Raw genomic sequence first — 15,621 nt, 5'->3', positions numbered from 1 at the left:
TCACTTCATATGATTTACTTACATAAAGCTCTATGAAAAAACTCTGCGCTTTAAAATATTGACTACTCGCTTAAATACCTTATGTGCAAAGTTTTTGCATATCCTGTATCACCATTATTAAGTAATAGTGTTTACGGTGCTGTAGGATACAATAACACTCACTGCATTAGAGAAACTGAAGTTTTATCAATATCGCGATTAAAAACGTAACGTTTTCCGTAAACCTCAACAGTTGGAGGTTGACGATTTTTTTCAAAAAAATCATAACCTTTCTTAAGCATAACCCAGAATTGATAATGAGGATTCTTGCTATGACGTGACATATTATCCTCGGTCATGCGGAAAGGAAAAGCCTGCAACTGAAACTCTCTTTGTCCTCCTTTAAAAGCATCCCGTGCAAACGCATAAATCTGAGCCATGTTCTTATCACTCATAGAATAACAACCTGCGGAAAAGCAAGAACCATGCACCATAAGATTGCTTCCTGTGCGACCATTTTCCTGATCATACAGGTTAGGAAATCCTATATTAAAAGAGAGATAATATTTTGAATAAGGATTCATTTGGTTTGCGCTAATAGTATAAAAACCCTCTGGTGTCTGAAGATCCCCTTCTTTATATTTAGGTCCAAGCTTACCAGACCATTTGCAAATGCCATAGCGAGCAACCAATATAAAAGGTCCTGAACGAGATTGCTTCCAAACTTCAGCAAGATTTTCTTCCTTAAAAAACCGCATCATAATCGGTGCATAGGGATCTATATCATACAGAACCATTCTATTTTTAATTTCTTGCGGCAATGGCTGCTCAACTTTAGCGCGAATAGAGGCTGGTAATCTTCCTTCACATGCTGTCAATAGTCCCATTACAAACAACACACACACAGCGAGGAATCTGCTAAATGTCATCGAATAAAACTCCAATCCAACACCCCTCACAAAAAATAACCTATGTTAGAGATCGACCAATTTGAAGGTATTTTTCCCTTCTCTCTTGTTTAAGCACTTGACCATCTTTTCCAGCCATAGCTTTTAAAGCCTCTGAAATAACATCACCCGTTGCATCAATGACAATCTCTTTGTCACGATGCGCTCCCCCTAAAGGTTCCGAAATAATGCCATCAATAATCTTTAAGCGATACAAATCTTGAGCGGTAATACGCATATTCATTGCAGCATCTTTTGCACGAGCTGGATCACGCCATAAGATAGAAGCTGCTCCTTCTGGTGAAATAACAGAGTAAATTGCGTGCTCCAACATATAAACTTTGTTGGCAGCCGCGATTGCTATCGCCCCTCCAGAACCGCCTTCTCCAATAACAACGGAAACCACAGGAACTTTCAAACGCAAAGTTGTAGCTGTTGATTGAGCAATTGCTTCCGCTTGCCCACGTTCTTCAGCGCTTACCCCAGGATAAGCACCTGCTGTATCAATAAAAGTGAGGAGTGGCAAACCAAAGCGGTCAGCCATTTCCATAATACGTACAGCTTTACGATAGCCTTCTGGACGTGCAGAACCAAAATTATAGCGCAAACGTGTTTGCGTATCGTGACCTTTCTCTTGACCGATATAAGCAATGGCCTCACCTTTAAAGCGTGCAAACCCCGCTTGAATAGCCTCATCTTCAGCAAACTTGCGATCTCCGGCCAAAGGCGTAACGTCACTCAATAGGCGTTTAGAATAGTCCATAAAATGGGGACGATCCGGATGACGAGCAACTTGTGTTTTCTGCCACGGCGATAATTTTTTATAAATATCGCGCAACGCTGTTTGGGAACGCGTTTCAAGACGAGCAATCTCGTCACTCATATCAAGACTGCCTTTTTCCTGAGAAATTTTTTTTAATTCAAGAATTTTCCCATCAAGATCAGCAACTGGTTTTTCAAAATCAAGATAATTATACATTTGTGTCAACTCATTCAGTGTCACTTATACACTTATAATTTGCTTTATAAAGTCTTTTTCAAAAACATCACCTTTTCTTTAACGAGCCTTTTGCTCATCGGCAAGTGGATGATGCTCATTGACTAAACGATAAAGTCCCTCTTCCAACACATGGGTATAAATCTGAGTAGTAGCAATATCAGAGTGACCTAACAAATGTTGAACGGCACGCAAATCAGCACCATTTTGCAAAAGATGACTAGCAAAAGCATGACGCAACACATGGGGAGAAAAGCTATCACTTCCTATCCCTGCTCTTCTAGCGAGATTTTTCAACTCCCGTGCAACGACTTGACGAGCAATATATCCTGTCTCGGAATGCGCTGGAAAAAGATAAGAACTCGTAGCATCCTTTCCCTGATCACGCAAATTTAACCACAGTGAAAGAACTTGGCATGCTTTTTTTGATAACAGCACCATTCGTTCTTTTTTGCCCTTACCACGAACCAAAACGCTGTACTCTTTCCTTCGAACAGACTGAACCGACAGACTCACCAACTCACTAATACGTAACCCTGTTGCATAAAGCATTTCAATCAATAGCTGAAGACGCAGTGCACGGAAATAACCTTTGGACCCATAGTCTGCTTGATTGACTTCTAACTCCGCAAAATCAAGCAATTTTATCACTGCATCTTCACTCATGATTTTGGGCAAAGGACGCCCCTGATGAGGTGCATCAATATCATGAGAGGGATCATCTGCTCTCAACCCTTCAGCATAAAGGAATTGATAAAACTGACGCAAAGTCGATAAACGGCGCGCTTGCGACGATGCCGCAAAACCAAAAGTATGCATAAGCGACAAAAGGGTAATTAAATCTTCTTTTTGTGCTGAAAAAAGCGAAACAGAGTGTGAAGACAATTCGTCTTGTGCCCACTGCAAATCATGCTGATAAGCCGCAAGCGTATGAGGCGAAGCCCCTCTCTCCGCACTCATCATCTCAAGAAAATGATCTATCACAGCATCACTTTTCATTTCATTGATTCGCTCCCGTAGAAAGATTCCATGAATCCAAAGGAACATCAATGTACATATCCACAGTTACTGGTTCAACCCAAACCACAAGAGCACCCATTATAATGAAAAGAACAGAAAGCAAAATGAAAAGAATCATCAAAAATCTAGTCAATGTTGGCATAAGACAATAACCTACCCAAAAATATTCTATCTCGTATTATGCCTCACAAAGATTAACAGGAATTGACTTTAAGATGGATAAATGCCGAAATAAAGTTATGAAAAGCAATCGACAAAAACGCGTCCCCATAACACAAATAAAGAATCAGCTCTTATCGTCCCTTGATAAAAGAGCACTTGTCCTTGTTGGTCTTATGGGGGCAGGCAAATCAGTGATCGGAAAACGCGTCGCCACCATGCTTCGTTTACCTTTTTATGATTCTGACCAAGAAATTGAAAAAGCTGCACAAATGACAATCACGGAACTCTTTGAAATTTATGGTGAATCCGAATTTCGTGCTCTTGAACAGCGTGTTATTCTAAACCTCATGAAAAAAAGTCCCCTTGTTTTAGCAACAGGTGGTGGTGCCTACATAAATGAAAATATCCGAAAAGCCATTCACCAAAATGGTATATCCATATGGCTAAAAGTCGATCTTGATATCCTCATGCAACGTGTCTCAAAACACCCAACACGTCCCCTGCTTCAAACAGCCAATCCTAAAGAAACTATGCAAAAACTCATGGAACAGCGTTATCCTATCTATGCAAAGGCAAACTTAACAATTAACAGTCATAAAGAAAGCCGTCATACCGTAGCACAAAATGTTATACGATCCGTACAGCACTACCTATACACAGAAATTAACAATAGGGATAACCAGCATGCAAACCAAAACCGTCACTGTTAAACTGGACAAACACTGTTACGATATCATCATTGGTCCGGGTCTGATTACACAAGCTGCTTCACAGATTAAACATGCTCTTAACAAAAAAGATCCTCATCAAACGCGCTTGGCACTTGTTACAGATACAAATGTTGCCTCCCTTTATTTGGAGATATTGCAAGCAGAATTGACAAAAAATAAAATTCATACTGTCCCTATTATTGTAGAAGCGGGAGAACAATCAAAATCATTTTCAACCCTGCAAGTTGTCATCGATCAAATTCTTGCTGCGCGTTTAGAAAGAGGCGACTGTGTTATTGCTTTTGGCGGTGGTGTCATTGGCGATCTAGCAGGATTTGCAGCAAGTATAATCCGCCGTGGTATGAACTTCATTCAAATGCCCACAACGCTTCTTGCACAAATTGATTCCTCTGTTGGTGGAAAAACTGGAATCAATAACCAATATGGCAAAAATCTTATCGGTGCTTTTTATCAACCACAATGCGTTATTGCTGACACGTGTCTTCTTGATACCCTGCCGCCGCGCGAATTTCGCGCTGGCTACGCAGAAATAGTAAAATACGGTCTCATTAACCAACCTGACTTTTTTGAGTGGCTTGAAAAAAATGGGCAGAAAATTTTCTCTAATGGCCCTATGCGAACAGAGGCCATTGTTCGCTCATGCCAATTTAAAGCTGACATTGTAGCACGCGATGAATACGAAACCGGAGAGCGCGCACTCTTAAATCTCGGCCATACATTTGGACACATGCTTGAAACAGCAACCGCTTATGACTCTAACCGTTTAATCCATGGCGAAAGTGTAGCAATTGGGATGATTCTAGCTCATCAATTTTCTGCTCAATTAAATTTAATAAGCCCCACGCTTACACAACGCATTGAAGCGCACTTCAAGTTTATAGGATTGCCTACACAATTAAAGGATATCCCAGGGCCTCTACCAGATGCTGAAACTTTAATGACTCTCATTGCCCAAGATAAAAAAGTTTCGCAAAACAATTTGACTTTCATCTTAACACGCGGACTTGGCCAATCATTTATTGCAAAAAATATTTCACCAGATGCAGTTTTATCCTTTTTGGAACAAAAATTAACAGAAATTCGTTAATTCATATTGAATATAATTGATTCGTTTTTATACTTCTATTAAAGATTAAATATGATGATGTCTGCGTAGCTCAGTAGGATAGAGCACAGGATTCCTAAAGAAATTGGGCACTTTGAGGAGAAATCCTCAAAGTGAATCTGCTCAAATTCGGGGAAAGCTTCATGGGCGACTATATGCCAATCCCGAGCCAAGTCTCTTTTCAAATGAGAGAAAGGTGTAGAGACTGAACGGGCAGCACCTAAAGAGCAAAAGCTTCAAGGTGAAGAGACAGTCCAGACCACAAACAGCCGATAAGGCTGGCGGTGAAAATCGAAGTGGTATGAATCCTGGGGTCGCAGGTTCGAATCCTGCCGTAGACACCATCGTATCAGTCAAATTATTCTTTGTGCACAATATTAGGAATATAGGGAAGCATCATGAAAAAAACTTTGCACATTTTAGGATTTTTCACCGCTTTAAGTTTATCACTCTTCAGCTCAAACAATAGCTTAGCTGGTTCTTTAATCATTGAAGTACCAGACAATCCAGAGCCCAAAACAGAGACCATTACCTATCAATGTGATACTGGAACAGGTAAAGAGCGCGTAGAGGCAGTCTATCTTAATGCTGACAATATTTCGTTGGTTGATTTCAAATGGAACGGTGACCGTGTCATTGCTGCTAATGTCATCGCGGCAACAGGAGCAAAATTTGCAGGAGCTCAGTATATCTGGTGGGAGAAGAACAAAGAAGTCACGCTTTATGACCTTTCTCAGGATCCAGAAGAAAAAAAACCTATCCTCTGTAAAGATGAGTCAACATTATTATTTTAAATAATACGGGAAATATTATGAAAAAAATTTCTTTTACTAAACAATTTTTCATTACTTTAAGTGTTTTACTCCTCGGTTCAATTAATGCATTAGCAAGTTCTTTAGTCATTGAAGTACCAGATGATCCAGAACCAACAACAGAGACCGTCTCCTATCAATGCGACATGGGAACAAGTAAAGAGCATGTTGAGGCAACTTATCATAATGCTGGCAATATTGCACTTGTTGATTTAAAATGGAACGGTAAGCGCATCGTTGGTTCTAATGTAATTGCCGCTTCTGGAGGAAAATATGTGGGTGGTCAATACATTTGGTGGATAACTAAAAATGAAGCCATATTTTACGATCTTATTAATGATCCAAAAGAAGAAAAACCCATCCACTGTGTAGAAGAAAAAAGCACAGAATAAAGAAGATTTCAAGAACCGCGCTGGCTCTCATCTCTTGATGTTCCTTCTGACGTGGGTAACTTTTCCTCCGTCTGGTGTAATAAAAGAGCCAGCGGTTTTTCTGACTGTTCTTCTGAATGATGTCGATAAGCTGCTGTATGTGAAAGCAACATAGAAGCTACCGGTGCTGTTAAAAACAAAAAAAACATCAGCAAAACTTCATGAAAAACAAAATAATGGTCCACAAATATTGAATAAAGAAATGAAGAAATAAGAATACTACCAACGCCCCAACTCGTACATACTGAAAGCATATGCAAACGCTTATAAAAATTGGAAAAACGCACCAAACCTATCGTGGCGATCAATGTCAATCCAGACCCTAATATTAAGAAAACTGTGATAGCAATAGCAACCAAAAGCGATATATCATCTTTCATTCAATAATCTCCCCCCGCATAAGAAATTTCGCCAAAGCGATGCTTGAGACAGATCCCAACAATCCAATAATGAGAGCTGCGACAAAATAAGTGGTTGTTCCTGAACGAATATCGAATGTAAGAAACAAAAGAATAGTGGTTATATAAAGGGCATCCAAACCAACAATTCTATCCTGCGCCCGTGGACCACGAATCAACCGAAACAGCGCAAAAATCACCGCTAAACTTAAAAAAAACTGTGAAAAGAAAAGCCCCCAATAAAGAATCACCATACTCATAAAAAAATCTCCAAAAGCAATTGCTCATACCGTTGTTTGATCAACTGTTTGTAATCATATCCATTTTTTAAATTTAAGACATGAAGCAAAAGTTCACCCTTTTTACTATTATAGGCAACCCAAGCAGTTCCAGGGGTTGCCGAAAGGATGCATGCTAAAATAGCCAAAGCAGTGCGATTATGAAGCAGAAGAGGTACTACAATAAAACCAGATTTCTGCTCTCGAGACCTTTTTGTTAAAACAGACCAAGCCACCGAAACATTTGAGAATATAGAATCTATAAATACTCGAAAAACGAGACGAAAAACCGCACTCCAGTTTTTAATAACAGCCTTCTCCAGCTCCAGAAGCCGTATCATCCAACCACAAAACAAAGCGGTTAAAATCCCTAAAAGCAATTGCCCTAAACTAAAACCACTTAAAATAAGCCACATAAGGACAATGACACCACTGAAAAAAGGGGAAGGACAAAAACGATTCATTTACTCACCTCCCTATTTTCGAGAGAAAAATCCGTTAAAACGCTCCTAATATAGTTTTGAGGTTCATACAAAGTCTTAGCAGTTTCAGACATATAATGACTAACAGGACTGGCTACAATTGTTATAAGAAAACACAAAGCAAGGAGAGCGGCAATAGGCGCAAATTCTATCACTTGCACACGGGGAATACGCCCTTCAAGAGAAACCCAAAAAGTTCGGATACCCGTTCGTGTCAATGCAATCAAAGCCGCAAAACCAGAGAGAGTGACAAAAACTATAAAAAGCCAATCTTGGTAAACCGGTAGAGAGGCAGAAAAATCCTCTCTACTGTGATTTAAAATTGCCATGAACATCATAAATTTAGCAACAAAACCAGAAAAAGGCGGCAATCCAATAATCAAAATGGCACAGATACCAAAACAAGCTCCAAGAATTGCCAAGGTTACTGGAAAATAGATGCCAACTTCATCTTCTTCCTCCTCTTCATCGTCACCATACACCTCCATTGTGACAGCAAGAACATTAGCAGCCACATCTTGACAGCGTTCAACCAACTCTACCAAAAGAAAAAAAGCTCCCAGTGCTAAAGTTGAAGAAACAATATAAAAAAGTGCGCCTGCTGTCAGTGCTGCATTGCCTATCCCGATCGCAGCCAACAATGTACCAGAAGAGACAAGAACGCTATAAGCTGCCAAACGCACCAAAACTTGGCTCGCCAATACCCCAATAAAACCAACAATCATAGTGGCAAGCCCACCATAAAACAAAACCGTATGACCAAAATGGTTAAAATATTCACTTTCAGGACCAAACCATAGCAACGTTAAACGTAAGATAATATAAATACCAACCTTGCTCAAAACTGCAAAAGAAGCTCCAACAGGCGCTGCTGCTGCACTGTAAGTTGGCACCAACCAAAAATTAAGCGGCCACATACCCGCTTTAAGCAAAAAAGCAATACCTAAAAGTGCAACACCTATTTCGAATAAAACAATATCTGTAGAAGATATATATTTTATTTTAACAGCCAAATCGGCCATATTAAGAGTACCAACGACTCCATAAATGAGCGCTATACCAACTAAAAAAAATAATGAAGCAACAAGATTAACCACAACATAATGCAATCCTGCGCGCACGCGTGTCTGACCAGAACCATGCAAAGCAAGCCCATAGGAAGCCGTTAACATAACTTCAAAAAACACAAATAAATTAAATAAATCGCCAGTCAAAAAAGCACCATTTATCCCCACCATAAAAAATTGCATTAGTGACTGAAAATGAGAGCCAGCTTTGTACCAATGAGCCCGCGCAAAAACCAACACGCTAGTCACCAACAAGCTGGAAAGTAAAAGCATCATAGCGCTTAAGCGATCAAGGACTAAAACAATTCCAAAAGAAGACGGCCAATTACCAAGTCGATAAACATCGCAAGCCGGTGCTATTTCAAGAGTATGTATAATCAATAAAATGGCAGTAACAACCAACAGTCCCGCAGAAGAAAGACTGATGAATGATTTAAGTTTTGCACGACGTTCATCATAAAAAAGAAGAAGTGCTCCAGTGATTAACGGCAAAAGAATAGGCAAAATAAGGAGATGATGCACTCCTATTTCCATTATTGCACCTCACGTCCATCAACGTGATCAGAACCCGTTAAACCACGTGAAACCAACAAGATAACTAAAAATAAAGCTGTTGTTGCAAAACCAATCACAATCGCAGTTAAAACCAAGGCTTGTGGGAGAGGATCGACATAATTAGCTGGATTAATAACAGTGGTAGAATCAACAATTGGAGCAGCATTACTACGCGGTCTACTCATTGAAAATATAAAAAGATTAACACCATAGGAGATCAAGGACAAACCAAGAATGACTTGAAAAGTACGTGGACGCAAAACAAGCCAAATACCTGATCCGACAAAAACACCGATACCCAAAGAAAGAACAATTTCCATTAATTTTCCTTCTCTTTTAAAATAGGTTTCTTACCGATTCGGTAACTCCGAATTGACTGGTGTGCAAGTGCAATTAAAATGAGAACAGTTGCTCCTAACACAAGAGAAAGCACACCAAAATCAAACAAAAAAGCAGATGCCATGGGAACTTTCCCAATTAACGGAAGATGAATATATCGAAAAAAGGATGTTAAAAAAGGATATCCAAAAAACCAAGAGCCCATCCCCGTTACGACTGACAATAATAAACCAAAGCCTATCCAACGCAAAGGTAAAACTCTCAAATGCGTTTCCACCCACCGAATATCGCGTGCAAGATATTGTAAAATAAATCCTATAGCCAAAGTAATACCACCGACAAATCCACCTCCTGGCAGATCATGCCCTCGCATGAATAAATAAATAGCAAAAGCGATAATAATCGGAAAGAGCCAACCCATAATAACAGCAGGAACAGCTAAATAATTCAATACTGTATCTCCCACATTTCGATTAGGCTGTGCTATATCAAAGGCTTTCTGGATACGTTGTTGAAAAGGCGCATCAATACTCTCAGGCGCAGGACGAAAACGTCGTAAGAGTGCAAAAACAGTAAGGGAAACAACACCCAAAACCACAATTTCTCCCATGGTATCAAAACCACGGAAATCAACCAATAACACATTCACAACATTGCGACCACCAGCATCTGAGTAAGCATGTGTTAGAAAAAAATCAGAAATCGTCGTACCTTGAGGACGTGTCATCACTGCAAAAGAAAGCCATGCTACACCAGCACCTCCTACAAGGGATATGATGAAATCACGGAAACGACGCAAGCGAACCCAAAAATGAACAGCAGCTGGCCCAGGGTCATGCAAACGTTTAGGCAACCACCGTAAACCAAGCAATAATAAAACGACTGTAACAACCTCAACAACCAATTGTGTTATTGCTAAATCAGGAGCAGAAAGCCATAAAAAGGTTGTACAAGTCATCAAACCAGCTCCCCCTAAAAGCATAAGTGAAGCAAGACGATGAAACTTTGCTCGCCAAGCCACTAAAAGCGCACATAATCCGCCAACCAGCCAAAGAGCGAGAAAAGGAATATCAAGTGGAAAAAGCGGTAATGTCCCCACTGGAATGAAACCATCGCACCAAAGTAAAAGACCAACAAAGGCAAAACAGACCCAAAAAATCCAATGCAATTGGATCTGCAAACGGCGTGTTGACAAAGCAGACTCCACCGCACGTGCCCATTTCCAAGAAATAATTACGAGAATGCGTTCAAAAATACGCGGCCCTTTTAAGTGACGGAAAAAAGGAGCCCCATCATCACAGGATAAAAAATAACGATGCCCAACAGCATAGAGCAATCCGCCCCCTAATAATGCAACAAAGCTCATCACTAATGGAGTGTTAAACCCATGCCAAACAGCCAAACTATAAGGAATTGTCATTGGTCCTAAAACAGACACGACCGCATTATCTAAAATAGGTCCTATTGTTAAATTAGGAAAAATACCAACCGCTAAACAAATAAACACCAAAAGCTCCATTGGTAAACGCATGAAATGCGGTGATTCATGGGGAGTCTTGGGCAAATTGTCAGGCTTTGATCCTAAAAAAACGCCATGAATAAAGCGTATAGAATAGGTCACACTAAACAGACTGGCCAGCGTTGCCACATAAGGTGCAATCCAATCGAGCCATGATTCCATATGCGTTTCAACAGCTTCAGCAAAAAACATCTCTTTCGATAAAAAACCATTCAACAAAGGAACCCCAGCCATCGCTGCACTCGCAACTAAAGCAAGAGTTGCTGTAATAGGCATAGAACGATAAAGCCCTGACAGTTTACGCATATCACGTGTTCCCGTCTCGTGATCAATAATGCCAGCAGCCATAAATAAAGAAGCTTTAAAAGTAGCATGATTGGCCATATGAAAGATCGCCGCAACACATGCAAGTGGACTACCAAGACTTAAAAGTGTTGTAATTAATCCAAGATGACTAATAGTCGAGTAAGCAAGCAGTCCTTTCAAGTCTTGCTGAAACATGGAAAAATAGGCACCTAGAAGAAGAGTTGAGAGTCCTGAAAAGCCAACCAGCCAAAACCAAGATTCTGTTCCAGAGAGCACAGGCCATAAACGAACGAGCAAAAACAATCCCGCTTTTACCATTGTTGCCGAATGCAAATAAGCCGATACGGGGGTTGGAGCAGCCATCGCGTTGGGTAGCCAAAAATGAAAAGGAAATTGCGCGCTTTTTGTTAACCCTCCCAATAAAATACAAATAAGGATAGGACTATAAAGAGAACTTAACCGGATCATATCTCCAGACTGTAGCACTTTATCCAAATCAAAACTGCCAACAATATACCCAATCAATAAAACGCCAATAAAAAGAGCAAAGCCGCCAAAACCTGTGATCGTTAGAGCCATACGCGCACCCTCACGCGCACTTGCATTATGGTACCAATAGCCGATCAGCAAAAAAGAAAAAATACTGGTGAGTTCCCAGAAAACAACCAAAAAGACGAGATTACCTGATAAAACTATTCCTATCATTGATCCCATAAAGGCCAAAAAAAAGGAAAAAAAACGCGGTACAGAATCCGCTGGATCTATGTAATAACGTGAATAAATGACAACAAGCAGCCCAATCCCTGTAATAAGCAAGCAAAAAAGCCACGACAAACCATCTATGCGGAGAATCAAATTGCTTCCCCATTCTGGAAGCCAAGAAATATCTAAACGCACTATGTGGTTTCCACGAACTTCCGGATAAAGCATTATTGTAAAAATAAGACAGAAAAGTGCGACAACCCCAGCAAACCAAGCTTCATTATTTTTTGCTGTCGAACGAAAAAAGCCAATGACAGCACTTCCACCAAAGGGAAGCAAAACGAGCAATACCAACATTGCTTCCCGTGTTGTCATTCTTTAAACTCCATTTTACCTTAATATTTTGTCATCGACAAAACAAAAACTTATATTCTCACCCCCCATTCTACACTTAATGATAATAAGATTTAATAAAACTTAAAAGCATTTAAATTTAAAAAAAACAATGCTTGCATGAAAATACTGCGCACCACACAAGTCTTCTCTTTATTGTAAGAACAATAACGCTCACGACAAGAAGCAATTAAAATTTTATTTAATTTCTATCCTTTAAAAAAGCGTGATAGACACTGCCTACGCCCCCCATGAAAAGGCTGAAAACTATTATCATTTTTATTATAAGAGCGATAACGCGTAAGGCAAGATTCAATATGTTGTTTATGCATCCATGGCTCTTTTTTTTCTAATTTTTCCGAAGAAGACGTTAAAAACACTTTTTTAGCATCTGGTACAACTTTTAATGATGCGCCTTTTGTGCTTAAGTGCGGTGATGTAATAAATGCCACTTCAGGATACCACCAATTATCACTGTATTTACGATAACCACGCCGATAATGACGATAACCTTTAAAACCATTAAGTTCTCTACGCCCCGTAAAAATCAAAGGCACCGAACTATCTTGGAGAGAGGTCTGAGTAACCAGTTTGGCTTTAGCATCACTCCTATTTTGCCCCCAATTAACAAGAGTGGTTGTTATAATGAAAAAACTGCTAACAAATACAAAAGCTAAAGCATAATATAATTTTTTTTTCATACTCATAACAAAAAACTCAACATAATAAACAACAGTAATTACAGAAAGCCTTTCTCTTGCTAGACAGAAACAGATTCTTTTCTTAAGACTCTTTTTTCTTGAGACATTCTGTTACTCTTTGTACTAAACGTTGATCTTGGCAATAAGATCCTACAAAAAAGAATGAATAAATGATGATAAAAACCCCCTACTATCTTATAGACAAATCGAAACTCATCAAAAACATGCAAACAATTTCTCGTTTACGGGAAATGTCCGGAGCTAAAATTTTACTTGCTTTGAAATGTTTTGCCACATGGAGTGTTTTTGATTTAATGTCTGAGTTCATGGATGGAACCACATCATCATCCCTTTATGAACTACGTTTAGGAAGAGAAAAATTTGGCAAAGAAACCCATGCTTATTCAGTGGCTTGGGCAGATGATGAAATTGATGAAGCCTGTGGTTATGCAGATAAAATCATCTTTAATTCCATCCAACAGCTCCAACGCTTTTCTGATGCAACAAAAACCATTCAAAGAGGTTTAAGGTTAAACCCAGGAATCAGTGCATCAAATTTTGATCTTGCCAATCCATCCCGCCCTTTTAGCCGCTTAGGAGAAACAAACCAAAGCGCTATTAAAGAAGTTCTGCCTCTTATCAACGGATTGATGATCCATAACAATTGTGAAAATGCTGACTTTAATCTTTTTAACCAAATGCTTGGATATATGGAAGAAAAATTTGCAGAACTTTTTTCTGCTGTTGACTGGATAAGCCTTGGCGGCGGAATCCATTTTACGGCTGAGAATTACCCTCTAGAAGCTTTCGCAAAACGCTTAAAACAATTTTCTGAAACCCATGGTGTCACTCTTTTTCTAGAACCAGGAGAAGCTGCTATTACCCAAAGTACCACATTAGAAGTCAGTGTTCTTGACACATTGTATAATGAAAAGAATCTAGCCATCGTTGATAGCTCAATTGAAGCACATATGCTCGATCTTCTCATTTATCGTGAAAATGCTAAATTAGAACCCAATCAAGGACCACACGAAATTATGATTTGTGGAAAATCTTGTCTCGCCGGCGATATTTTTGGAACATTTCAATTTCAAAAACCTCTTAAAATAGGCGATAGACTGTCTTTTCAGGATGCAGCAGGGTATACAATGGTCAAGAAAAACTGGTTTAATGGCGTTACAATGCCTGCTATTGTTCTCAAAGAGTGCGATGGTACATTAATACTTCAACGCCAATTCAGCTATAACGACTATCAGGAAAGCCTTTCATAAAGACCAACCATAAAAACGTCATACAACAGTATTAAAAAGGGAGATGGACCTACAATGAAAAAAAATGTTCTCATTATTGGTGCTGGAGGTGTTGCACAAGTTGTTGCACACAAATGTGCTCAAAACAATGATATTCTTGGTGAAATTCATATTGCTTCACGAACACTCAAAAAATGTGAAGCCATCATTTCTTCTATTAAAGAAAAAAACACAATGAAAGAGCAAGGTGTTCTCAAAAGCCATTCGCTCAATGCCATGAATGTAGAAGAAACTATAAAGCTCATCCAAAAGACCAAATGCGAAATTGTCATTAATGTTGGTTCTGCTTTTCTTAATATGTCTGTTCTTTCAGCTTGTATTGAAACCAAATGCGCTTATATCGATACCGCAATTCATGAAGACCCATTGAAAATTTGTGAAACACCTCCTTGGTATGGAAATTATGAATGGCCTCGGCGTCCAGAATGTGAAAAAGCTGGTATAACCGCTATTTTAGGAGCAGGTTTTGACCCAGGTGTAGTGAATGCTTATGCAGCATTAGCGCGCGATGATTATTTTGATAAAATCACAGATATTGATATTATTGATATTAATGCCGGAAATCATGGACGTTGGTTTGCTACAAATTTTGATCCAGAAATTAACTTCCGTGAATTTACAGGACAAGTATGGTCGTGGCAAAATAAAAAATGGACTTCCAATAAAATGTTTGAAGTCAGCCATGAATGGGATCTTCCCGTTGTGGGAAAACAAAAAGCCTATATGACAGGACATGATGAAATTCATTCACTTTCCAAAAATCTTGATGTAGAGAATGTCCGTTTCTGGATGGGGTTTGGTGATCGTTATATCACTGTTTTTACGGTTCTAAAAAATCTTGGTCTCTTATCTGAACAGCCCATTAAGACAGCAGAAGGACAAGAAGTCGTTCCCTTGAAAGTCGTAAAGGCCGTCTTACCCGACCCTTCCTCTCTCGCCCCAGACTACACAGGAAAAACCTGTATTGGAGATCTTATTAAAGGCGAAAAAGATGGAAAACCGAGAGAAATTTTTATCTATAATATAGCCGATCACAAACAAGCTTTTCATGAAACTGGGGCACAAGGCATTTCCTATACGGCTGGCGTACCAGCAGCCGCAACAGCTCTTCTTATTGCCACAGGTGAATGGGATGTTAAAACTATGGTCAATGTGGAAGAGTTACCACCCCACCCTTTCCTTAAATATCTTGATCATATGGGGCTTCCCACTTTTATAAGAGAACAACAAGAGGATAAAAAATTACAATTTTAATACCTATAGAAAGCATATGCTTAATTTTTTAAGTTATCATAAAACTGCCCAATGAAAACAAACTTAATATTCTCGTGTAATTATGGTTTTCAAAAAAATTTTAGCTATTCGTTATGTTTTGGCAACATTGCGA

16 protein-coding genes are annotated in these 15,621 nt (G+C 39.3%); 6 read left to right on the top strand and 10 right to left on the bottom strand.

Annotation, left to right across the window (positions count from 1 at the left end; translation table 11 throughout):
- Positions 1-158: 158 nt before the first annotated feature.
- The 3 genes from ACFIN0_RS00945 to ACFIN0_RS00935 form a co-directional block, all read right to left on the bottom strand.
- Positions 159-908 (bottom strand): L,D-transpeptidase family protein, encoded by a 750-nt coding sequence (locus ACFIN0_RS00945; RefSeq protein WP_375606062.1) that lies wholly within the window; start codon positions 906-908, stop codon positions 159-161.
- Positions 909-948: 40 nt separating this feature from the next.
- Positions 949-1,905 (bottom strand): acetyl-CoA carboxylase carboxyltransferase subunit alpha, encoded by a 957-nt coding sequence (locus ACFIN0_RS00940; protein ID WP_375606222.1) that lies wholly within the window; start codon positions 1,903-1,905, stop codon positions 949-951.
- Positions 1,906-1,983: 78 nt separating this feature from the next.
- On the bottom strand, positions 1,984-2,922 hold the full coding sequence (locus tag ACFIN0_RS00935; RefSeq protein ID WP_375701715.1) for a site-specific tyrosine recombinase XerD: 939 nt from the start codon (positions 2,920-2,922) through the stop codon (positions 1,984-1,986).
- A gap of 260 nt (positions 2,923-3,182) precedes the next feature.
- On the opposite strand from ACFIN0_RS00935, the gene ACFIN0_RS00930 reads away from it, so the two are divergent.
- From ACFIN0_RS00930 to ACFIN0_RS00915, 4 genes are all read left to right on the top strand, one after another.
- Positions 3,183-3,815, top strand: coding sequence for a shikimate kinase (locus ACFIN0_RS00930; RefSeq protein WP_375606223.1), 633 nt, complete (start codon positions 3,183-3,185; stop codon positions 3,813-3,815).
- Entirely contained in the window at positions 3,790-4,923 is a 1,134-nt protein-coding gene (gene aroB, locus ACFIN0_RS00925; RefSeq protein ID WP_375606064.1) for a 3-dehydroquinate synthase, read from the top strand. The genes ACFIN0_RS00930 and aroB overlap by 26 nt, the downstream gene beginning before the upstream one ends.
- Before the next feature lie 416 nt (positions 4,924-5,339).
- Complete coding sequence (locus tag ACFIN0_RS00920) at positions 5,340-5,735, top strand: MliC family protein (protein ID WP_375701714.1); 396 nt, start codon at positions 5,340-5,342, stop codon at positions 5,733-5,735.
- Positions 5,736-5,752: 17 nt separating this feature from the next.
- Positions 5,753-6,145, top strand: a complete 393-nt coding sequence (locus ACFIN0_RS00915) for an MliC family protein (protein ID WP_375606066.1) — start codon at positions 5,753-5,755, stop codon at positions 6,143-6,145.
- Between the two features lie 8 nt (positions 6,146-6,153).
- Here the strand turns inward: ACFIN0_RS00915 and mnhG are convergent, their stop codons facing one another.
- The 7 genes from mnhG to ACFIN0_RS00880 form a co-directional block, all read right to left on the bottom strand.
- A complete protein-coding gene (mnhG, locus tag ACFIN0_RS00910; protein WP_375606067.1) occupies positions 6,154-6,564 on the bottom strand; it encodes a monovalent cation/H(+) antiporter subunit G in 411 nt (136 codons plus the stop codon).
- Positions 6,561-6,842 (bottom strand): K+/H+ antiporter subunit F, encoded by a 282-nt coding sequence (locus tag ACFIN0_RS00905; protein WP_375606068.1) that lies wholly within the window; start codon positions 6,840-6,842, stop codon positions 6,561-6,563. Before ACFIN0_RS00905 ends, mnhG begins: the two co-directional genes overlap by 4 nt.
- Complete coding sequence (locus ACFIN0_RS00900) at positions 6,839-7,324, bottom strand: Na+/H+ antiporter subunit E (RefSeq protein WP_375701713.1); 486 nt, start codon at positions 7,322-7,324, stop codon at positions 6,839-6,841. Before ACFIN0_RS00900 ends, ACFIN0_RS00905 begins: the two co-directional genes overlap by 4 nt.
- Positions 7,321-8,943 (bottom strand): monovalent cation/H+ antiporter subunit D, encoded by a 1,623-nt coding sequence (locus ACFIN0_RS00895; protein ID WP_375695698.1) that lies wholly within the window; start codon positions 8,941-8,943, stop codon positions 7,321-7,323. The genes ACFIN0_RS00900 and ACFIN0_RS00895 overlap by 4 nt, the downstream gene beginning before the upstream one ends.
- Positions 8,943-9,284 carry a Na+/H+ antiporter subunit C gene (locus ACFIN0_RS00890; RefSeq protein WP_375606071.1) on the bottom strand — a complete coding sequence of 114 codons (342 nt, stop codon included), beginning with the start codon at positions 9,282-9,284 and terminating at the stop codon, positions 8,943-8,945. Before ACFIN0_RS00890 ends, ACFIN0_RS00895 begins: the two co-directional genes overlap by 1 nt.
- Positions 9,284-12,205, bottom strand: a complete 2,922-nt coding sequence (locus ACFIN0_RS00885; RefSeq protein WP_375701712.1) for a monovalent cation/H+ antiporter subunit A — start codon at positions 12,203-12,205, stop codon at positions 9,284-9,286. The genes ACFIN0_RS00890 and ACFIN0_RS00885 overlap by 1 nt, the downstream gene beginning before the upstream one ends.
- Before the next feature lie 227 nt (positions 12,206-12,432).
- A complete protein-coding gene (locus ACFIN0_RS00880; protein WP_375701711.1) occupies positions 12,433-12,930 on the bottom strand; it encodes a BA14K family protein in 498 nt (165 codons plus the stop codon).
- A 167-nt stretch (positions 12,931-13,097) separates the two neighbouring features.
- On the opposite strand from ACFIN0_RS00880, the gene ACFIN0_RS00875 reads away from it, so the two are divergent.
- The gene (locus ACFIN0_RS00875) at positions 13,098-14,195 is read left to right on the top strand and encodes a carboxynorspermidine decarboxylase (protein ID WP_375701722.1); all 1,098 of its coding nucleotides are present in this window, start codon (positions 13,098-13,100) and stop codon (positions 14,193-14,195) included.
- 54 nt (positions 14,196-14,249) lie between these two features.
- Positions 14,250-15,488, top strand: coding sequence for a saccharopine dehydrogenase NADP-binding domain-containing protein (locus tag ACFIN0_RS00870; protein WP_375701710.1), 1,239 nt, complete (start codon positions 14,250-14,252; stop codon positions 15,486-15,488).
- The last annotated feature ends 133 nt before the right edge of the window (positions 15,489-15,621 follow it).

Source organism: Bartonella sp. AA89HNZF (assembly GCF_042196905.1).
Lineage (GTDB): Bacteria > Pseudomonadota > Alphaproteobacteria > Rhizobiales > Rhizobiaceae > Bartonella.
Note: the sequence above shows the minus strand (reverse complement) of the source record. Positions and strands in the feature narration are given on the sequence as shown.